Below are 19962 nucleotides of genomic sequence, written 5' to 3'. Positions count from 1 at the left end.
GTAACTCGTTACAGTCCTGTAGGCACATATGGAACGGGTCGTTCCGGAGCCACGTCCAATAGCCAATTGTGGTTGAGGGTCACAGACTATCTGCGGCGTCTAACCACTCCCCTTTAGTGGTGCAAGACTCTAGCTTAAGTTGCGGCGTTCGATAATAGGTACTGTTGCATAGCAGATATACAAGCTATTGAATTATTGCCATATTTCTTAAAGAGACAGGAGCTGTAAACGAACATTTTAGGGTGCGGACGAGGACTCGCCGGCTTTTTTGACCATGACGGGGCATGCTGGCGACATCTGAAAAATGACGCGATTGACGATGAGCGGGCGCAGTTCTTGCTCGACTGATAGGGAGCTAATCGGGCATTCTAACGTCATAAAAGTGGGGAAAGGCCTATTGACCGACCCGTTGGAATCTTGTCGCAGAAGTCGTAAATGAACACTCGGGAGACACACGTCACGCCTTTGCCCATCGGCCACATCGCCGAGGTTTATGGTCCGGTGGTCGATATTGCCTGCCAGTCCTTGCCGCCCCTGCATCGGGCTTTGTATGCCGCGATCGACCATGAGCGTTATGTATTCGAGGTTCATCAGCACCTCGATCCGGCGCGGGTAAGGGCGATCACCTTGCACGGGACGGCGGGCTTGAAGCGGGGCATGGCGGTTTACGACAGCGGAAATGCCCTGCAGGTGCCGGTCTCGGCGGGATGTCTCGGGCGGCTCATCGATGTATTCGGCAACCCGCTGGATGGTGGACCAGCGCTGCCGGACACCGAATTTCGCGAGGTCTTGGCTCCTCCGCCGGCTCTGCATGAGGCTGTTCCGGCCAACAGCATTCTGGAGACGGGCATTAAGGTGATCGATCTGTTATGTCCGTTCGTGCGAGGCGGCAAGACCGGGCTGTTCGGCGGCGCCGGCGTCGGCAAGACCGTATTGATCATGGAATTCATGCACGCGATCGTTGCCTTGCACCGGGGCGTTTCCGTATTTGCCGGGGTCGGGGAACGCATCCGCGAAGGGCACGAACTGTGGCACGAGATGCGGGACACCGGCGTTATGGATAATGCGGTACTGGTGTTCGGACAGATGGACGAGTCGCCCGGCGTGCGGTTCCGGGTCGGGTTGACGGCGCTGACGTATGCCGAATATCTGCGCGACTCTCTGGGTAAAGAAGTTTTGTTCTTGATGGACAATGCCTTCCGTTTCGTGCAGGCGGGAAGTGAAGTCTCCGGATTGCTCGGGCGCATGCCGGCCACGGTAGGCTATCAGCCGACTCTGTTGAGCGAGGTTGCGGAATTGCAGGACCGGATAGTTTCCACGCGGCGGGGCAATATCACATCCGTTCAGGCTATTTACGTTCCGGCCGACGACATGACCGATCCCGCTGTGAGCGCCATTTTGGGCCATTTGGACACCAGTGTAATCTTGTCGCGTGCTCAGGCGGCGAAAGGGATTTATCCGGCCGTTGATCCGCTCCTGTCCGGCAGCACGATGATGGATCGCCATTTTTTGGGTGATCGCCATTACGCCGTTGCCGAAGGCGTGCGCGAGCATCTCGCCCGTTATCAGGAACTGGAAGATATCATCACGATGCTGGGTATTGAGGAGCTTTCCGAAAAAGACAGGCTCATGGTGCTGCGGGCCCGTAGGCTTCAGCGGTATCTCAGCCAGCCGTTCCACACCGTGGCCGAGCATACCGGCATCCCGGGTGTCGCTGTGCCGCTGGAACAAACCCTCGCCGATTGCGAAGCCTTCTTGCGCGGCGATTATGACGGCGTATCCGAGGAGCGTTGTTACATGCGCGGAACGATGCAGGCGTGACTATCGAGATAGGCCGGTTTCGCCGCACGCCTATGGGGCTCAAGCCATGAGCACGTTTGTTCTCAATCTGCAGAGTTCCCGTCTATTCGAGCGCATCGAAAATGTGGAAAGCTTCGTCGGCGAAGACGCTTCCGGCAGTTTCGGGTTGCGCGCCCATCACGAGCGCTTTATGACCGCCATGGTATTCGGTCTAGCCCGCTACCGTTGCCCGGGAGAGCCTTGGCAGTATCTGGCTTTGCCCGGAGCTTTGGCTTATTTCCTCAATAATGAGTTATTTATCAATACGAGACGCTATATCCGGGATTCCGATTACAATCGCATCAGCGAAGCACTGACGGAACAACTTTTGAAAGAAGAAGAAACGTTAACGGGCCTTAAACAAAATCTGCGCCGGCTCGAAGAGGCGATGCTGACGCGGTTGCTGGAAATTGAGCGGGGTAGATGAGCATGGACGAGCGTGAAAAACTGCGTCGCTCAATCGAAAGGCAGGCGAAGCGGATGGAACAGGCAGAGCAGGACCGTTCGACGCTGTTATCGCAAACCGCTTTTCTCGGTGTCCTGGCGCTTCTGCTCGTAGTACCCGTGATTTTGGGCGCGTATCTGGGGCGTTGGTTAGATACCCTGTCCGAAGGTTATTCCATTCATTGGACAGTCAGTCTCATCATTGTTGGAGTGATTGTCGGCATCTTTAACGTGTATCTGTTCGTGCGCGAGCATTGACCGTGGAGCACGCGGAGCCTATTGCCTTATTGTCATTCGATATCGGCTCAATTCATATTGGTCCGACCGTGCTCACCACATGGTTGTTGATGATTCTCTTGGGGGTTTTCTCCTGGCTGGCTACGCGCAGGCTGAAAGTTGACACGCCGTCAGGTCTGCAGGCGATGCTTGAAGGTGTGATCGGCTCCATGGAAGAAGCCATTCGGGCGGTGGCGCCTGCCCACGGAGTGCAACTCTTGCCTTTCATCGGCACCCTTTGGATCTATCTCGTGATGGCGAACCTCACAGGTTTGATTCCGGGGCTCGGGTCACCCACGGCCGATTTGTCCGCGACCGCAGCACTAGCCCTTTTGGTGTTTTTTTCGGTGCACTGGTATGGGGTGAAGACCAGCGGCTGGGGATATTTACGCCACTATCTTGCACCCACTCCGCTCATGCTTCCCTTTCATCTTTTAAGCGAGATTTCCCGAACGATCGCACTGGCGATGCGTTTATTCGGCAACATCATGAGTCTGGAATTGGCGGTGCTTCTAGTGTTGCTGATAGCGGGATTTCTGGCGCCGGTGCCTTTGCTCTTGCTGCATATCGTGGAGGCACTCGTGCAAGCCTATATTTTCGGCATGCTGGCCCTGATCTATATCGCCGGCGCGCTTCAAACACAGCCGTTGCAAAAATAAGGAGCAATTCATGAGCGATATGACTTGGTTCGTCATCGTGTCCACAGTCGGCGCGGCGCTGGCCATCGGTTTGGGAGTCTTGGCTCCGGGCATTGCTATGGGCAGGGCGATTTCCCAAGCGCTCGACGCCTTGGCTCGTCAGCCGGAAGCAGAGAAGGCGATTACCCGCACGCTGTTCATCGGCCTCGCCATGATCGAATCTCTGGCGATTTACGTGCTGGTCGTGGTGCTGATCATTTTGTTCCGAAATCCGCTGCTGGAATATTTGCTGAAATAAGGGCGTTTGATGAACTTCGACTGGACGACCTTTGTACTGGAATTCGTCAATTTTATCGTACTGCTGTGGATACTCCGGCGTTTTCTGTACCGTCCCGTGCTGGAAGTCATCCAGGCTCGCCAAAGGAAGATCGAGGATCAGTTAAGGCAGGCGGATCGCTCACAGATGGAGGCGCTGGCAGCCAAGGAAGCATGCGAGCGGAATATGGCGAGTTGGGAAAAGGAAAAAGCCTTGGCGAGGATGGAGTTGGAGAAGGAAATTGCGGCAGAGCGCCAGCGTCTTTTGGCGCGGCTGACCGAAGAGGAGTCGGAGAGACGCGCAAAACAGCAGGCGCAAGAGGAGCGGGAGCGGCAGGAATGGATGCGTACGACTGAGCAGCAGGCCCTCGAGCTGGGTAGCCGGTTCGTGGTGAGGCTTTTGGAACGACTTGCTTCATCGGAATTGGAGGCCAGGCTCATCTCGGTGGCTTTGGGCGATCTCGGCGCATTGCCGAAAAGCGAGCTGGAAAAACTTCGTTCGGCTATGGCGGAGGACTCGCTTGAAGTGTCAAGCGGATATCCAATGGCCGCCGACCGACAAGAGGCTTTGGCGGCGGCGATCGGGCAAGCGGCCGGAAGCGAGGTCAATCCCACATTCAAGGAGGACCCGTCATTGCTGGCGGGACTCCGTATGCATGCCGGTTCCTGGGTATTGTCCGCGAATCTCCGCGACGAATTGAAGTTTTTCCGAGATGTCTTTTCCCGCGGTGCTTCATAACGGCTCGTTGCTCGGACGTGTAGCCGAGGCAATCGACCGCTACCGGTTCGGTTTGCGCCTGGAAGAATACGGGCACGTGCTCTCGGTCGGCGACGGTATTGCCTGGATTCGCGGATTGCCGTCCGCCGCGATGGATGAACTCTTGTTGTTCGAGGACGGCAGCCGCGGCCTGGTGTTCCATCTCGGCAATCAGCGGCTGGGCGCCATCCTGCTGGAGCAAACGGTCCGTCTTACGTCAGGGTCCCCGGTTTATCTCACAGGCCAGCGATTGGCTCTGGGAGTTGGGGATGCCTTGGTCGGAAGGGTGATAGACCCCTTGGGAAAACCTCTTGACGGTCAACCGCCGCCGGAGCTGAATCTTCGCCGGGAACTGGATGTTTCTTCGCCACCGATCGTTGCCCGGGACTTCGTCGATCGGCCGCTCTATACCGGCACCAAAATAGTCGATGCCATGATTCCCCTGGGACGCGGGCAGCGCCAATTGATTATCGGCGACAACGGCGTCGGGAAAACGTCACTGGCCTTGGACGTTGTGCTCAATCAGCACGATCAGGGTGTATTGTGCGTTTACGTCTTAATTGGCCAAAAGCGGTCGGATGCCATCAGCGCTATCGATTTATTACGGCGTTACGGCGCGATGGCGTACACCACGGTCGTTGTGGCCGAGGCCAGCGATTCGCCGGGCTTGAAATATCTGGCGCCGTTCGCCGGGTGCGCCGTGGCCGAGCATTGGATGTGGCATGGCCGGGACACGCTGGTCGTCTATGACGATCTCTCCACCCATGCACGCGCTTACCGCGAGCTGTCCTTGCTGTTGCGCCGCCCGCCCGGGCGGGAAGCCTATCCGGGCGATATCTTTTACCTCCACTCACGCCTGTTGGAACGTTCGACTTGTCTTGCGCCATCCTACGGCGGGGGCAGCATGACGGCATTGCCGATCGTCGAGACCGAGCAGGGGGAAATCGCCGCCTACATTCCCACCAATCTGATCTCGATCACCGATGGCCAGATTTATCTGGATCGCCGCTTATTCGGCAACGGATTTCTTCCAGCTATCGATATCACCCGATCGGTGTCCCGTATCGGGGGGCGTGCGCAGCACCCACGCATCAAGGAGGAAGCCGCGCGCATGAAACTCGACTATTTACAGTTTCTGGAGCTGGAGGCTTTTACGCGCTTCGGATCCAAGCTGGAAGCGTCCATGGAAGAGAAGATCCGGCGGGGGCAGGTGCTGCGTGAGGTTTTAAAGCAAGAACGGCTGGTGCCGCTGTCCCCGGAATTCCAATTGGCTTGGATGATGGCTTATAGCGCGGGTCGATTCGACGATCCGAATTCCGCCTCGATCCGTCGCAAACTGGATGTGCTGGCAGATGGTTTGCAGCGCTTTCCCATTGAGTTATCGGCCAGCCGCGAAGAGTGGAATCAATGGCTGGACCTTCGTCTGACCGGATTGGGTGATCAAACGAGATGAGTCGGCGAGCGGAAGTCGAACGACGCCTGCGGCGATTGGACGAGATTGCGGACATCATGACCGCCATGAAGACGCTGGCGCTGATCGAAACGCGCAAATACAACCGATTCATGGCGCATCAGCAGCACCTGATCCAGAGCATCGAGGCTGCGAGTGCGGATTTTCTGGCTTTTCATCCGGTATTCCGGGGCGGCTGCGGGCAAGGGGAGGGCGGATCGGAAGTGCTTATTCTGATCGGATCGGAGCGCGGCTTTTGCGGCGATTTTAATGAGACGATTGTTGCAGCCTTAGCCGCATTGCCGACAGTTCAGCCGCGCTTGGTGGTAGTCGGTCGACGGCTTGCGACAAAGCTGCAAGACCATCCCGACGTCCAGATATGGCTGGATGGTCCTAACGTGGCTGAGGAAGTGCGGCCGGTCTTGGATGAGCTGATGAAAGCATTACACCGTCTGCAGACGGGGTCGGCGCCATGGAAGCGGCTCAGCGTACTGGCCCACGACTCGGAGGGCGGTATCGCTTCCCATATTCTCTTGCCGATAACGCCGACGCAAGAACCGATATTCGCTTATCCGCCGCGGATGAATCTCGATCCGGCTGTATTCTTTGTGGAATTGACCGAGCATTATCTGTCCGCGAAACTTCCCGGCTTGTTCTACGCCTCGCTGATGGCGGAGAACCGTCGGCGCTTGGAACACATGGAGAACGCGTTGCGGCGGATGGATACCAAGATCGAAGATCTCCGCCGCAAAAGCAATGCGCTGCGCCAGGAGGAGATCGTCGAGGAAATCGAAATCATTCTGTTGAGCGCCGAATCGCTGCTAACCGACCCGAGCTAGATGAGAAGAGTCCTGTTTGCCCATCGCCGTTTTTATCACTATGAATAATGAGACTATTTTGATTACCGGCTGTTCCTCCGGCATAGGATTATGTGTCGCCCGGGGACTGCGGCAACGGGGTTATCGTGTATTTGCCACCGCCCGAAAAGAACACGATGTAAAGAATTTATGCGACGAAGGTTTCGAAGCGTTCCGGCTCGATCTTGCGGATTCCCGCTCCATCAGGGTAGCCCTGGATCTGGTATTGCAGGCTACGGGCGGCAGCTTATATGCTCTTTTCAACAACGGTGCCTACGGCCAACCGGGCGCTGTAGAGGATTTAAGCCGCGAGGTGCTGCGCGAGCAATTCGAGACCAACCTGTTCGGGACGCATGAACTGACCTCGCTGGTGCTGCCGGTGATGCGAAAACAGGGGTACGGGCGCATCATTCAGAACAGCTCCGTCCTCGGTTTCGCCGCAATGGCATACCGGGGCGCTTATAATTCCAGTAAATACGCTTTGGAAGGTTTATCGGATACTTTGCGGTTGGAGTTGGCCGGAACCGGCATTTTTGTCTCGCTCGTCGAACCCGGGCCGATTTTGAGCCGATTTCGGGACAATGGTCTGGCTATGTTCAAGACAAACATCGACAGCGAGCGGAGCGTTCATCGCGAGAGATACCGGGCCATGGAGTCGCGATTGGTCAAGGAAGGACCCGCCGTGCCGTTTACGTTGGGGCCCGAAGCGGTGCTCAAAGAAGTAATCCGTGCTCTTGAAGCAAAAAGACCGAAAGCGCGTTATTACGTCACGTTTCCTACCTACTTGTTCGGATTCCTGAAAAGAATTCTGCCGGATCGCGGACTCGATTGGGTGTTGCGGCGGGTCGGTTGAGTCTGGCGCTGGCGCATGTCCGGCGTAGGCTTAAATACAATTTCCATCCGTGTGACAGGTTAGAGCTTGCTCATCATGAAAACCTATATTTTATCGGCCGGTGTCGTTATTGTGCGCGGCCGTCCCGAAGATCCGCGTTATTTGTTGCTCCGCGCCTTTCAGTATTGGGATTTCCCGAAAGGAGTGGTGGAGGCGGGCGAAGAACCCCTGGCTGCGGCGCAGCGTGAAGTGTTGGAGGAAACGGCACTTACGAATTTAATGTTTCGCTGGGGGAAAGGTTACCAGGAAACGCCGCCCTACGGCGTCGGCAAGATTGCGCGGTACTATGTGGCCGAATCCCTCGACGGCGAGGTGCATTTACCCATCAACCCGCTATTGGGCAGGCCCGAGCATGATGAGTTTAGATGGGTGACTTTCGAGGAAGCGGATAGGCTGCTCGGGCCGCGGCTCAGGCCGATTTTGAACTGGGCCGACTGGCTCGTTACGCGCGAAAGGCAGGACGGCTGAGCGTTGTCTAAGCATCACCGTGCGGTCGGAACCAAGCGAATTTCTCTCGAAGCTTAACGACATTTCCGATGATGAGAAGCGTCGGAGCCTTAACGTCGGAGCTATTCACCGTTTGCGGCAAGGTTTTCAAAGTGCCGGTTAGAACTAACTGGTGTTGGGTGGTTCCTTGCTGGACGAGGGCGGCAGGGAGATCGGCTGGGCAGCCATGCTGAATCAAGCGCGAGCAAATTTCCTCCAATCCTTGGAGTCCCATGTAAAACACGAGGGTCTGCCCAGGTCGGGACAACTGATTCCAGTCAATGTCGATGAGCCGACCATCTTTCATATGACCGGTCAGGAACATACAGGATTGAGCGTAGTCGCGGTGGGTCAGGGGAATACCAGCATAGGCGGCGCAACCCGAAGCGGCCGTAATTCCCGGGATTACTTGGAATAGCACGCCTTCAGTCATTAGGGTTTCGATTTCTTCTCCACCTCGGCCGAAAATGAATGGATCCCCGCCTTTAAGCCTGAGCACCCGTTTGCCGGATTTGGCGAGATCGGCGAGGAGGCGGTTGATTTGGGCTTGAGGGAGCGTGTGTTGGTTTCGCTGTTTGCCGGCATAAATCTTTTCGGCATCGCGCCGGACGAGTTGCAGAATTTCGGGCGAAACGAGGCGATCGTAGACGACCACGTCAGCCTCCTGCATCAGACGTAGCGCCCGGATAGTCAGCAAGTCCGGATCGCCCGGCCCGGCACCGACCAAGTAGACCATACCTAAACGTAAGCCGTCTTTTTCCTGAGACTCGGCTCTAATCAGCTGATCGAGATGCTCGGCGGCTTGCTCTTCCCTTCCGGCAAACACAAGTTCGGCGACCGTACCTGACAGGACGTTCTCCCAAAATTTCCGGCGTACATGCGACTCCTTAATGGCTTGCTTGACGCGCGTTCGGAACTTGGCGGCGATCTTGGCCAAGCGTCCATAAGCTGGCGGTATCAAGGATTCGATCCGCATTCGCAGAATCCGAGCCAGGACCGGGGAGGCGCCTCCCGAGGACACGGCCGCGATGATCGGGGAGCGGTCGATGATGGCGGGGAAGATAAACGTGCAGAGCGCCGGTTGGTCCACTACGTTCACGGGAATGTTATGCGTCTTCGCTGCCTCGGCGACATGGGCGTTAAGATCGATGTCGTCGGTCGCTGCCACGATAAGCTTGAAGCCACACACGTCCTGAGAGTGAAACCTTTTGGACAATAGCGTCATGGATCCGGATTCCCCCAGCTTTAACAGTGCATCGTGGAAGTCTGGAGCCAACACGCTGACTTGGCCCCCGGCGTGCTGCAGGATTTCGGCCTTGCGGGCAGCTACCTGTCCGCCCCCGACAATTAGGCAAGGCTCATTTTTAAGATTGAGAAATATGGGCAAATAATCCATATCATGCGGTTTTGTTAGAATGGCTCCATTTTTACACGATTTCGAACGGGTATCGGTGAATGATACAGATTGATATCGAGATAGACACTTCAGGGCTGATGTGTCCTTTGCCGCTCTTACGATTAAAAAAGGCTTTGCAGGCTATGGAGGCCGGCCAGGTGGTGCGTGTTTTAGCGACCGATCCGGCCTCTGTTCTGGATTTCGGGGTATTTCTGGAGCAGGCCGGACATCAAATGCTGGACCGAAAGGAGGAGACCGGAGTTTTCTTCTATTTGATCCGCAAGGCCTGATGCGTTTTTTCCAACAGCATGGCGTGCTCTTCGGGGCAGTGTCCGTTGCGGAGGCTTATAATCGGCCATCTATTCTGTATGGCGTATGCTCCAAGCGCCTCATCGGGGTCCACGGCAACGGGGAAACCCACGAGCGAAAGCAAAGGCAGATCGTTATGGGAGTCGCTGTAAAACCAGCTACCAGTTAAATCATGATCATTCTCTGCTAACCATTCCTTCAATCGTTGGACCTTGCCTTCGCGGAAGCACGGCGTGCCTACGAATCGTCCGGTGTAATGGCCGTTCTTAAGTTCCGGTGTCGTAGCGATCAGGCATTCAATGCCGTAAAGCTGGGCGATCGGTTCCGTTACGAAGCGATTGGTGGCGGTAATAATGATCGGGATGTCGCCCGCGCTTCGGTGTTTTTCGATCAGCGCTGCGGCGGCCGGCAATAACAGCGGTTTGATCTTCTCTTCAATAAAGGCGGCACGCCACCTGTGAAGCGCATGAGGCTGATTGTCAGCCAAAGGGCTTAAGGCAAACTCCAGAAACTTTACGATATCGAGCGTGCCGTTCTTGTAGTCCTCGTAAAACCGAGCGTTGGCCTCTTCGTAGTACTTCCGATCTACGATCCCATTTTCAACCAGGAACTGCCCCCACAGATAGTCGCTATCCCCGCCTAGAAGAGTGTTATCAAGGTCAAATATTGCCAGACTCACGCGTTTCCTTTAAATTCGATTCGAATACCTAAACAAAGGGTAAAAAGCCAAAAGGGATCAACGGAGTGCTGCCGAGCTGCCGGACAACTACGGTGGGCGACGCTCAGGTTTCGGTTAGACCCAACGGGCTAGAATTATACCATCGAGGACAGTAGTAGGATTTACTTCTAACCATGATCGACGCGGATGGTTATCGCCTAAACGTGGGTATCGTCTTGTGTAACGACGACGGCCGCGTTTTCTGGGCAAGGCGGGTCGGCATGCGTTCCTGGCAGTTTCCGCAAGGAGGTATAAAATTAAATGAAGCTCCGGAAGCTGCAATGTACAGAGAGCTGTATGAGGAAGTCGGGCTTAAGAGGCACGACGTGCAACTCATCGGGCGAACCCGAGATTGGCTGCATTACGACCTTCCTGAGCGATATATCCGTAAACATTCGTTTCCGCTTTGCATAGGGCAAAAGCAGCTCTGGTATATCCTGCGTTTATCCGGTGATGAGTCGAGAATTCGCTTGGATCATAGTGATAGACCGGAGTTCGACGCATGGTGTTGGGTCGATTATTGGCATCCAGTGAGCGATGTAGTGTATTTCAAACGACAAGTCTATCGTCAGGCATTAACGGAATTGGGAAATTATCTGGCCTTTGGAAAGGTTTCCGTCAGTCCTACTGGCTCGTTGTCTGCTGGTCAAAAAACCTAGCACCACGAAACCGATTTTGAACTTCCCGCTTTTAGAATCTGCGCGCAATTATCCGTTTGTCGCGCGCTCTCTCACGCTCGCAATTTTTCTATTTACTTCCAAGTCGGCGGTTTCACAGTCCGTGGTGGTACATCCGAATGTTCCCGTTTCCGAGATCGGCCAGCAGGAAGCTAGGGCACTATTCGCAATGTCGCAACGTTCGTGGCAAGACGGTACCCCGGTAGTCGTATTCGTTTTGCCAGACAGCAGTCCAATACACAAAGAGTTCTGCAAAAAGCATTTAGGAATGTTTGCACACCAGCTTAGACAAACCTGGGATCGCAAAGTATTTTCGGGAACAGGGCAAGCCCCTGAAGTTGCATCAACTGTCGAGGAAATGCGCGCGCTGATTTCAAAGACACCCGGAGCGATCGGCTATCTACCCGAGGCGGCAATCGACCGCACTGTACGCTCGATCATCATTCGTGAAGGCGCTCGATGATAACGTTAGTCCGTCATAAGAAGGCGTGGTTTCCGGCTGTTTCATTAGTTTTTTGCTATTGCCATAACTCGTGTGCCGATTGGAAAGATACTTTTCAATACCACGGCTTTATTAGCCAAAACTTTGTTTTGACCTCCGAAAACAATTTCTATGGAGATAGCGAAAACGGAAGTTTTGATTTTACGGAGGCTGGATTTAATGTTTCATTGCGTCCGCTGAATCGCTTGAGTTTGGCTGCTCAAGTGTTATACCGCCGTGCCGGAGAGTTAGAAGACGAAGAGGTGCGGTTGGATTACGGTGTGCTGGATTTTACCGCGTTAGGGACTACGGAGGCCCGCGCTGGACTACGTTTGGGACGCGTGAAAAATCCGCTCGGATTATATAACGAGACTCGCGATGTGGCCTTTACTCGCCCGTCTATTTTTTTGCCGCAAAGCATTTATTTTGACCGTACTCGCAATTTCGCGCTTTCGGCAGACGGTGGCCAAGTATATGGCGAGTACGAGAGTTCAATCGGCGAATTTTCCTTACGAGTGAATGTCGGGGTGCCCACGGCCGATAAGGCACTGGAGGACGTGCTACTTGGTAGAAACCGCCCTGGCGAGTTAAGAGGAAAAACGTCTTATCTCGGCCAATTGCTTTACGAATACGAGAGCGGTCTCGTTCGTTTGGCGGTCACCGCCGCCTCCGCACATGCGAGTTACGAACCCGGAAAAAATGATTTCCTTTCAGACGGGGATTTCCTGTTTCAGCCGTATATTTTTTCCGCTCAGTATAATGGCGAGCGCCTGTCATTGACCGCGGAATATGCGGTGCGCAATTCCGATCTAAAGCGTTTCGGTCCGTTGTTTCCGAATATCTCCGCTCAGTCCGAAAGTTATTACATTCAAGGTGCCTATCGTCTCACCGACGAAATTGAGGCCATGGTTCGTTATGACGTTTACTATGTAAACGTACATGACCGTTATGGCGGCGAATTCGAGCAGCGGACCGGTCGACCCGGCTTTAGCCGTTTTGCCAAGGATTGGACGGTCGGTCTGCGCTGGGACATTACCCCGAATTGGATGGCGCGCGCGGAATATCACCGTGTACATGGCACCGGGTGGCTTGCCGGGACTGAAAACCCGGATCCTCGGGAGCTTGACCCCGATTGGGATCTATTCGCCCTTGAGCTTTCCTTTCGGTTTTAGCCGCTTAATATAAGCACGTCACGCCTCAGTACCCTTCCGAAGTAAGCTCCAAGCCCGTAGGTACTTCGGTGAGCCGCTCTACACCGGTTTCTATCGTCCCGTCCGAATATAGTTCGATCCAGCGATAGCCCGGAGGAATTCGGTCGAGAGCAAAAGTGGAGCTTCTGGGCTTGAACTGAAAGCATGTTGAAGGTGAGGCTAACAGACGTAGCCGTCCACGTACTTCATCCATCACTTGGTGAACATGGCCGAACACAATGCCCTTGACGTGTTCGTATCTTTGGGCAATCGCCAGTAAATCATCGGCATTTTCCAGCACCATGGTATCCATCCAAAGACTGCCGCTGGGAACGGGGTGATGATGAAGAGCGATAAGGATGTAACGGTCAGGATGTTCCGTTAGCGAATTTTCGAGTAAGCGGAGCTGGCCATCCGTTAAGCGTCCACCCGGCTGGCCCCTGATTGTGCTGTCTAGACAAATGATTTCCCATTTATCCAGAAATATTCGCGGCTGGACATGAACGTTCCCTGTCGACAGAAGTCTGGACATGAGATCAGGATCATCATGATTGCCCGGAAGACAGTAGCAGGGGATTCCCAAGGCGGCAAGCCGTTCTTTCAGTCGTTCATAACTCAAAGCACATGGATCCTGAGCCAGGTCGCCCGTCAGTAGGGCTAGATCCGGCTGCCAGGGCTTTTGCTTGATGGTCTCCAAAACGGCTGCAAAACTTAGCTCGGTTTCTATCCCAAGTAGCGTTTGGCCTCGTACGGCAAGGAAGTGAAAGTCGGTAATATGCAGGATGCGGGCAACCATAGACCTTTTGTCTGATGGAGCATTCGTGCTTTCGGTGCATCCGGTGCTGCTCATCTAAATCTCTCTCGCGTGAGTACGCTGTTTGGCGCAGCCGGGAGTGATAATTTTGGAGACCAGAATAAATTCACTGCTTCCTCTGATAGAAGAAACACACCTTATGTGATGCGCATCGGCTAATAACGCAGAAACGTTGTTGCGCGATTAGTAATGTAAGAGCGAATGAACGGGGTACCGTTCCAATTTTTTTCGCCCTTTTAGTTCATCGAGTTCTACGACGAAGGCACAAGCTATGATGTCCGCGCCCAAAGATTCAACGAGCTCGCAGCTGGCTTTGGCAGTGCCGCCGGTAGCTAACAAATCGTCTACCAAGAGGACTTTGTCTCCGGGGCCTAAAGCATCAATGTGTACTTCGAGTGCGGCTGATCCGTATTCGAGATTGTAGCTAATGCTCTGCACGTCATAAGGGAGTTTGCCGGGTTTCCGAAGGGGCACGAACCCTACCCCCAGTTCCCAGGCGACTAACGATCCAAAAATAAAACCGCGTGCTTCCATGCCGGCAACGGCAGTGATTTCCTGGCCCAGATACGGGTGCAACAAATGGTGCACCGCCAGACGTAACGTAGCCGGATCTTTGACTAGAGGGGTAATGTCTTTAAAAAGGATGCCTGGTTTTGGGAAATCCGGAATATCCCGGATGTTGGCTTTGAGCTTTTCCATTAGTGCCTTCTCTTAGCCGTCGTGACGCGGGATGAGGCCGGCCTCAAAGCGTCAAGGTTCCCCAAAAAGTGCTCGATGGCTGCTGTGATTCCATCGGAATCCAAGCCGCAAAGGGCAAGTAGTTCTTCGCGACTACCCTGTTCGAGAAACTCATCCGGCAAGCCGAGATTGAGTACGGGAACGTGACACTGGCGAGATTGCAGAAGTTCATTGACGGCACTGCCGGCCCCGCCGGCTACCGAGTTGTCTTCGACCGTCACGAATATCTCATGATTCTTCGCCAATTCGAGAATCAGAGTTTCATCCAGCGGCTTCACAAAACGCATATTAACCACGGTGCCGTCTAATCTCTCTCCGGCTTCGATTGCGGGGGTAAGCATGGTGCCGAATGCCAGTATTGCGATCCTTTTGCCGCGCCGACGGATTTCGCCTTTACCGATGGGAAGAGCGGTCATCTCACCGATAACGGGAACGCCTGGACCTTTGCCGCGCGGATAACGGACAGCGGCGGGGCCATCGTATTGAAAGCCTGTGAAAAGCATCTGCCGGCACTCGTTTTCATTGGCCGGCGTCATGATCACCATGTTCGGAATGCAGCGCATGAAGCTGATATCGAAGCTGCCGGCGTGAGTCGGTCCATCAGGTCCGACAAGGCCCGCACGATCAATGGCGAACAGTACCGGCAGGTTCTGAAGTGCCACATCGTGTATGAGCTGGTCATAGGCACGCTGCAAGAAGGTTGAATAAATTGCGACTACCGGCTTATAACCTTCGCAGGCCAGACCGGCCGCTACAGTCACCGCGTGTTGTTCGGCGATGCCGACATCGAAGTAACGATCCGGGAAACGGGTGGAAAATTCCACGAGTCCGGAACCTTCCCGCATGGCTGGTGTAATGCCGAGTAGACGATCATTCTTTTCCGCCATGTCGCACAGCCATTGCCCGAACACTTCCGTGTAGCTCGGGCTTCCCGGCTTGGACTTCGGCAAATGATCTTTGCTGAGATCGAAGGAGGAAACGCCGTGGTAAGCGACCGGATCTTTCTCCGCCGGTAAATACCCCTTGCCCTTCTTGGTGACCACGTGCAAAAACCTAGGGCCGGGCAAATCCCGCAAATTGCGTAAGGTCGTGATCAAAGTATCGAGATCGTGGCCATCGACCGGTCCGATGTAATTGAAACCCAGTTCTTCGAACAAAGTTCCGGGGGCAACCATGCCTTTGACATGTTCTTCCGCGCGGCGAGCGAGTTCCCAGACACTGGGCATGCGCCGCATCAGGATCTGCTTGCTGCCCTGCCGCACCGTCGAATAGAACTTGCTGGAGAGGAGCTTGGCCAGATAATTGTTGAGCGCCCCGACATTGGGCGATATGGACATCTCGTTGTCGTTGAGCACGACGAGCAGATTGGCGTCGAGCACCCCGGCATGGTTGAGAGCTTCGAACGCCATGCCGCCTGTCAATCCGCCATCGCCGATAATGGCAACGGCATGGGTGTCGCGCTTCTGTAGCGATGCGGCTATGGCCATGCCGAGCGCTGCGCTAATGGACGTGCTCGAGTGACCGACGCCGAAACAGTCGTAAGGGCTTTCGTCGCGATTAGGGAAGGCAGACAGCCCGTCTTTCCGGCGAATGGAAAGCATTCTCTCGCGGCGGCCGGTTAGGATTTTGTGCGGATAAGCCTGATGGCCCACATCCCAGACAAGCTTGTCCTCAGGCGTATCGAAGACGTAGTGCAACGCGACGGTGAGTTCGACCGTCCCCAACCCGGCTGCCAAATGACCCCCGGACTGACTGACGCAGTCTAATAAAAAAGAGCGCAGTTCGTCTGCCAATTGGGGTAATTGATCCTCGGGTAGAGCGCGCAATTCCGCGGGACTGCCGACGGTTTGTAGGAGAGGGTATTCGTTGGCTTTATTCATTGATGTTATGGAACTTCAAACCAGGCTTATTCGCGGGTAAAAGATGATCCTGAATCAGGCATCAACCGATCAATTATGGAACTCGAAGTTTTAGCTTTCAAGGATAGTTTGTTCTTCAGATGCCGTTTTAAGGGAGTAATATCGCCTTTGCCGCAAGGGCTTAGGCGCGCCGCTCGATAATGAAAAGCGACAGCGCACGAAGGATTTCGGCCTCGGCACCGAGGCCGGATAGTGTGTCCAAAGCTTCTTCATGGAGGTCTCGCGCCTTTTGTTTGGCGCCAGCCAATCCCAGGAGTGCAGGGTAATTGGGCTTGTTATTGTCTCGATCCTTGCCTTGGGTTTTACCTAAGGTTTGGGTGTCGCTTTCTTCGTCTAAGACATCGTCCTGAATTTGAAATGCCAGGCCGATGCATTTGGCGTAATGATCCAATTTATCGGCGATGCCGCTATCGAGCGACGGATTAGCCAGAGCTGCCAGCTTGACGCTGGCCCGGATGAGAGCTCCCGTCTTCCGGATATGCATGTTTTCCAAGCTTGGCAGATCCAGAATTTTGCCGACCGCGTCGAGGTCTATGGCTTGACCGCCGACCATGCCCAATGATCCGCTCGCCGTCGCCAAGGTTTCAAGCATCGCAAGTCGGCTCTCGGCAGGTACCGCAATGGATGGATCGTGGGCCAGCACGTGAAAAGCCAGTGCTTGCAGGGCATCTCCGGCGAGGATCGCCGTCGCTTCATCAAATGCGATATGGCAGGTTGGCTTGCCCCGTCGCAAATCGTCATCGTCCATTGCCGGCAAATCGTCGTGAATGAGCGAATAAACGTGAATGAACTCGACCGCGCAGGCAGGCCCGTCGAGACTATCCCACGGAACGCTAACGGCCTGTCCGGTCGCATACGTCAACAAAGGGCGCAGCCTTTTTCCGCCCCCCAAGACGGAATAGCGCATCGCTTGATGCAGGCGCTCGGGCATTCGGCTGGCGGCCGGTAGTCTGAAGTCTAACGCCGATTCTGCCCGCGCTTGGCAGATCTGCATGAAGTGATTCAAATCGGTTTTAAGATTCATCGGCAAAGGGCTTTAACGTAGTTTCTCCGTTTTCTTCCAGCAAGATCTGGACCTTTTGTTCTGCTTCTTTTAAGGCTTTTTGGCAGACGCGGGTCAGCTGGACCCCGCGCTCGAATAGCTTAAGCGATTCCTCCAGGGGAAGGCTGCCTTGTTCCATGCGTTCGACCAATCGTTCCAGTTCGGCCAGAGAATCCTCAAAATTCAGGTTTTTTTTGGCCATGTCGGTATGCCCGATGAAAGATTCCAACGCCTTTGATTCAGAGCAGAGATTTATTATCTCAGATGTTGGAACTTGATAAAAATAGTCGGATTTTTATGTTATTGCTCGACCCATTTGCATTGTGCGGACAACACCGGATCAGAAAACGCCATATCGACATGAAAGCAACCTGTTTTCGAGGGCATTATTTGTCGTTTACAGGAGTGTCGCTTCGCGCGCCCCATTCGGTCCATGAACCATCGTAGACCGCGACCGATTCATGGCCGAGACAATACAAACCTAGGGCGAGCACTGACGCTGTGACGCCCGTTCCGCATGTGGTGACGACTGGCTTCTCGAAATCGGTGCCGGCGTACTCAAATTCTTTTCGGATCTGGGCAATGGGTTTCAAACACTGCGTCGTTTCGTCGATCAACCTTTTGAAGAAGAGATTCTTGCTTCCCGGAATATGGCCCGACCGGACGCCAGGGCGAGGTTCGGCTTCCGTTCCGGCGAACCGGCCGGGTGAGCGCGCATCGATTATTTGCGTGCCGGACTTGCTGATGAGCGCTCTCATTTCTTCAAGGTTTCGTACTAAGGTCGGATCAAATACGGCCTTGAATAGGCGGGATTCAGCGGTTACGCAGTCTGCATTTAGCGGCAGCTCCCGGGATTTCCAGTTCGCTAGTCCGCCATCGAGGACCGACACCCGTTCATGACCGAACACACGGAACGTCCACCAGACTCGGGCCGAGGCCATGAAACTATTGTTATCGTAAACAATGACATGAGTCCGATTATCGATGCCAAGTCGCCCTACCGCTTCGGCAAAGAACTCGGGAGAGGGCAGCATGTGAGGCAGCGGATTGGTTCTGTCGGCAATGGCGTCGATATCGAAGAATCGTGCTCCCGGAATATGGGCTGCGGAATATTCTTGCTCTGCATCGCGCTCCTGGTTGGGGAGGAAGAATGTGGCATCGAGTATCACAACGTCAGAGGAATGGAGTTGGTTAACCAGCCATTCCGCGCTGACCAGGGGGGATTGCACATCTTTTGCCATGATTGTGGTCTCTATGGAGCTAACAGGTTAACGAGAATCTGTTCGTAAACCTCTGAGAGTTTATCGATGTCCTCGATGCGCACGTGTTCGTTGATTTTGTGAATACTGCCATTGATTGGCCCTAACTCGACCACCTGCGCCCCGGTTGGAGCAACGAAGCGTCCGTCCGACGTGCCGCCGCCGGTATCCGGCCTCGCGCGTTGCCGAAGGACGGTTTCGAGCGCCTGTTGCGTGGCTTCGATAAGTTCCGGCCGAGTCGTTAGAAAAGGCGCGCCGGACAGCCGCCAGTTCAACTCGTATCTTAAACCGTGCTTATCCAAGATGGCTTGGACGCGCTGCTTGATTTGATCTTCCGTCAATACCGTCGAAAAGCGGAAGTTGAACAAAACATCCAACCGCCCCGGAATCACGTTTTCGGCACCGGTTCCGGCCTGGATGTTGGATATCTGGAAACTGGTGGGCGGAAAGTACTCGTTACCCAGGTCCCATACTTCATTGGTTAGTTCGGATAGTGCGGGGGCGAATCGATGAATCGGATTTTCCGCCTTGTCCGGATAGGCCACATGGCCCTGCACGCCGAATACGCGCAAGATGCCGCATAGTGATCCGCGTCGACCGACGCGGATCACGTCTCCGAGACAGTCGAAGCTGGAGGGCTCGCCGATGAGGCACCAGTCGATTTGCTCATCACGATTCTGCAAGGCTTCGATGACTTTGACCACACCGTTCGTCGCCGCGCCTTCCTCGTCGCTGGTGAGAAGCAGGGCAATCGAACCTTTATGAGCGGGATGCCGGGCGACGAATCGCGCCAGTGCCGTGGTCATGGCGGCGACACCGCTTTTCATGTCCGCCGCGCCTCTTCCGTAAAGCTGGCCATCGCGGATCGTGGCTTCGAAAGGGGGTGAGTTCCAGTCGTCCAAAGGGCCGGCGGGCACGACATCGGTATGCCCCAGAAAGACGAGCAACGACGCGGACTCTCCTCGCTTTAGCCAGATGTTTTTTGTATCGGCGAAGTTGAACCATTCGGCTTTGAAGCCAAAAGGCTCCAGTTTGGCGGCGATCAAATCCATGCAGCCTGCATCGTCGGGGGTAACCGATGGGCGCCGAATCAGTTCGATAGTCAAATCCAAAGTGTCGCTCATAGTGCCTTTTCGTATTGCGCCGGCAAAAATCCGGTCAAAATCGTGTTACTTGCCATAAGCACCGGCCGTTTGATCAATGTGGGAAAACGCAGCATCAATTCCAGCGCTTTTTCGCGGGTCAACTCCATTCGATCGGCATCGCCGAGTTGACGCCAGGTGGTGCTGCGTCGGTTGAGAAGGCATTCCCAGCCGAGAGCGCGCTCGACTTCTTCAAGGACAGAACGATCCAAACCGTCGTCGCGGAAATCGTGAAAATGATAGGCTATATCGTGCAACTCAAGCCAGGCGCGCGCTTTCTTGCAGGTGTCGCAGTTTCGAATACCGTAGAGATCAAGCATGAC

Annotated in this window: 24 protein-coding genes; 14 read left to right on the top strand and 10 right to left on the bottom strand. The window is 54.7% G+C overall.

The genetic code is table 11. The annotated features are described in order from the left end of the window. The first annotated feature begins 435 nt into the window (after positions 1-435). The 10 genes from atpD to VEB01_RS03180 all read left to right on the top strand — a co-directional run bounded on the left by atpD (position 436) and on the right by VEB01_RS03180 (position 7936). On the top strand, positions 436-1821 hold the full coding sequence (gene atpD / locus VEB01_RS03225) for a F0F1 ATP synthase subunit beta (protein ID WP_324872748.1): 1386 nt from the start codon (positions 436-438) through the stop codon (positions 1819-1821). Between the two features lie 46 nt (positions 1822-1867). Next, positions 1868-2266: a F0F1 ATP synthase subunit delta/epsilon gene (locus VEB01_RS03220; protein WP_324872746.1), complete on the top strand. Its 399-nt coding sequence runs from the start codon at positions 1868-1870 to the stop codon at positions 2264-2266. A gap of 2 nt (positions 2267-2268) precedes the next feature. After that, positions 2269-2541 (top strand): AtpZ/AtpI family protein, encoded by a 273-nt coding sequence (locus tag VEB01_RS03215; RefSeq protein WP_324872744.1) that lies wholly within the window; start codon positions 2269-2271, stop codon positions 2539-2541. 2 nt (positions 2542-2543) lie between these two features. Beyond that, positions 2544-3218, top strand: coding sequence for a F0F1 ATP synthase subunit A (locus VEB01_RS03210; RefSeq protein ID WP_324872742.1), 675 nt, complete (start codon positions 2544-2546; stop codon positions 3216-3218). Positions 3219-3228: 10 nt separating this feature from the next. Further along, positions 3229-3495: a F0F1 ATP synthase subunit C gene (locus VEB01_RS03205; protein ID WP_324872740.1), complete on the top strand. Its 267-nt coding sequence runs from the start codon at positions 3229-3231 to the stop codon at positions 3493-3495. Between the two features lie 9 nt (positions 3496-3504). Next, positions 3505-4251 (top strand): F0F1 ATP synthase subunit delta, encoded by a 747-nt coding sequence (locus tag VEB01_RS03200; protein ID WP_324872738.1) that lies wholly within the window; start codon positions 3505-3507, stop codon positions 4249-4251. Continuing rightward, a complete protein-coding gene (locus VEB01_RS03195) occupies positions 4226-5722 on the top strand; it encodes a F0F1 ATP synthase subunit alpha (RefSeq protein ID WP_324872736.1) in 1497 nt (498 codons plus the stop codon). Before VEB01_RS03200 ends, VEB01_RS03195 begins: the two co-directional genes overlap by 26 nt. Then, on the top strand, positions 5719-6558 hold the full coding sequence (locus tag VEB01_RS03190) for a F0F1 ATP synthase subunit gamma (RefSeq protein WP_324872734.1): 840 nt from the start codon (positions 5719-5721) through the stop codon (positions 6556-6558). The genes VEB01_RS03195 and VEB01_RS03190 overlap by 4 nt, the downstream gene beginning before the upstream one ends. 40 nt (positions 6559-6598) lie before the next feature. Continuing rightward, entirely contained in the window at positions 6599-7429 is an 831-nt protein-coding gene (locus VEB01_RS03185; protein WP_324872732.1) for an SDR family oxidoreductase, read from the top strand. 75 nt (positions 7430-7504) lie between these two features. Continuing rightward, positions 7505-7936 (top strand): NUDIX domain-containing protein, encoded by a 432-nt coding sequence (locus VEB01_RS03180; protein WP_324872731.1) that lies wholly within the window; start codon positions 7505-7507, stop codon positions 7934-7936. A gap of 7 nt (positions 7937-7943) precedes the next feature. On the opposite strand, the gene cysG is transcribed toward VEB01_RS03180, so the two are convergent. Further along, positions 7944-9350: a siroheme synthase CysG gene (gene cysG, locus VEB01_RS03175; protein ID WP_324872729.1), complete on the bottom strand. Its 1407-nt coding sequence runs from the start codon at positions 9348-9350 to the stop codon at positions 7944-7946. 59 nt (positions 9351-9409) lie between these two features. On the opposite strand from cysG, the gene VEB01_RS03170 reads away from it, so the two are divergent. After that, positions 9410-9640, top strand: a complete 231-nt coding sequence (locus VEB01_RS03170) for a sulfurtransferase TusA family protein (protein ID WP_324872727.1) — start codon at positions 9410-9412, stop codon at positions 9638-9640. Here the strand turns inward: VEB01_RS03170 and VEB01_RS03165 are convergent. Next, complete coding sequence (locus tag VEB01_RS03165) at positions 9619-10338, bottom strand: histidinol-phosphatase (protein WP_324872726.1); 720 nt, start codon at positions 10336-10338, stop codon at positions 9619-9621. The genes VEB01_RS03170 and VEB01_RS03165 overlap by 22 nt on opposite strands. A 173-nt stretch (positions 10339-10511) precedes the next feature. Here VEB01_RS03165 and VEB01_RS03160 point away from each other — a divergent pair, with 173 nt between their 5' ends. From VEB01_RS03160 to VEB01_RS03150, 3 genes are read left to right on the top strand one after another with little or no spacing between them, the layout of a single operon-like run. Next, the gene (locus VEB01_RS03160; protein ID WP_324872724.1) at positions 10512-11036 is read left to right on the top strand and encodes an RNA pyrophosphohydrolase; all 525 of its coding nucleotides are present in this window, start codon (positions 10512-10514) and stop codon (positions 11034-11036) included. Between the two features lie 16 nt (positions 11037-11052). Then, complete coding sequence (locus VEB01_RS03155; RefSeq protein ID WP_324872722.1) at positions 11053-11517, top strand: type 2 periplasmic-binding domain-containing protein; 465 nt, start codon at positions 11053-11055, stop codon at positions 11515-11517. Further along, the gene (locus tag VEB01_RS03150; RefSeq protein ID WP_324872721.1) at positions 11514-12707 is read left to right on the top strand and encodes a TonB-dependent receptor; all 1194 of its coding nucleotides are present in this window, start codon (positions 11514-11516) and stop codon (positions 12705-12707) included. The genes VEB01_RS03155 and VEB01_RS03150 overlap by 4 nt, the downstream gene beginning before the upstream one ends. A 25-nt stretch (positions 12708-12732) precedes the next feature. Here the strand turns inward: VEB01_RS03150 and cpdA are convergent, their stop codons facing one another. From cpdA to VEB01_RS03110, 8 genes are all read right to left on the bottom strand, one after another. Then, on the bottom strand, positions 12733-13575 hold the full coding sequence (cpdA, locus tag VEB01_RS03145; protein WP_324872718.1) for a 3',5'-cyclic-AMP phosphodiesterase: 843 nt from the start codon (positions 13573-13575) through the stop codon (positions 12733-12735). 147 nt (positions 13576-13722) lie between these two features. After that, positions 13723-14238, bottom strand: a complete 516-nt coding sequence (locus VEB01_RS03140; protein WP_324872716.1) for an adenine phosphoribosyltransferase — start codon at positions 14236-14238, stop codon at positions 13723-13725. Continuing rightward, positions 14238-16157: a 1-deoxy-D-xylulose-5-phosphate synthase gene (dxs, locus tag VEB01_RS03135; protein WP_324872714.1), complete on the bottom strand. Its 1920-nt coding sequence runs from the start codon at positions 16155-16157 to the stop codon at positions 14238-14240. Before dxs ends, VEB01_RS03140 begins: the two co-directional genes overlap by 1 nt. A 160-nt stretch (positions 16158-16317) precedes the next feature. Next, a complete protein-coding gene (gene ispA, locus VEB01_RS03130; protein WP_324872713.1) occupies positions 16318-17220 on the bottom strand; it encodes a (2E,6E)-farnesyl diphosphate synthase in 903 nt (300 codons plus the stop codon). Then, complete coding sequence (locus VEB01_RS03125; RefSeq protein ID WP_324872711.1) at positions 17210-17440, bottom strand: exodeoxyribonuclease VII small subunit; 231 nt, start codon at positions 17438-17440, stop codon at positions 17210-17212. The genes ispA and VEB01_RS03125 overlap by 11 nt, the downstream gene beginning before the upstream one ends. A 184-nt stretch (positions 17441-17624) precedes the next feature. After that, the gene (sseA, locus tag VEB01_RS03120) at positions 17625-18479 is read right to left on the bottom strand and encodes a 3-mercaptopyruvate sulfurtransferase (protein ID WP_324872709.1); all 855 of its coding nucleotides are present in this window, start codon (positions 18477-18479) and stop codon (positions 17625-17627) included. 11 nt (positions 18480-18490) lie between these two features. Next, positions 18491-19621, bottom strand: a complete 1131-nt coding sequence (gene dapE, locus VEB01_RS03115; RefSeq protein ID WP_324872707.1) for a succinyl-diaminopimelate desuccinylase — start codon at positions 19619-19621, stop codon at positions 18491-18493. Continuing rightward, positions 19618-19959: an ArsC family reductase gene (locus VEB01_RS03110; protein WP_324872705.1), complete on the bottom strand. Its 342-nt coding sequence runs from the start codon at positions 19957-19959 to the stop codon at positions 19618-19620. Before VEB01_RS03110 ends, dapE begins: the two co-directional genes overlap by 4 nt. Positions 19960-19962: the final 3 nt, after the last annotated feature.

It is taken from the genome of Methylocaldum sp., assembly GCF_035627495.1.
Lineage (GTDB): Bacteria > Pseudomonadota > Gammaproteobacteria > Methylococcales > Methylococcaceae > Methylocaldum.
This window is presented reverse-complemented; position numbering and strand designations above follow the sequence as displayed.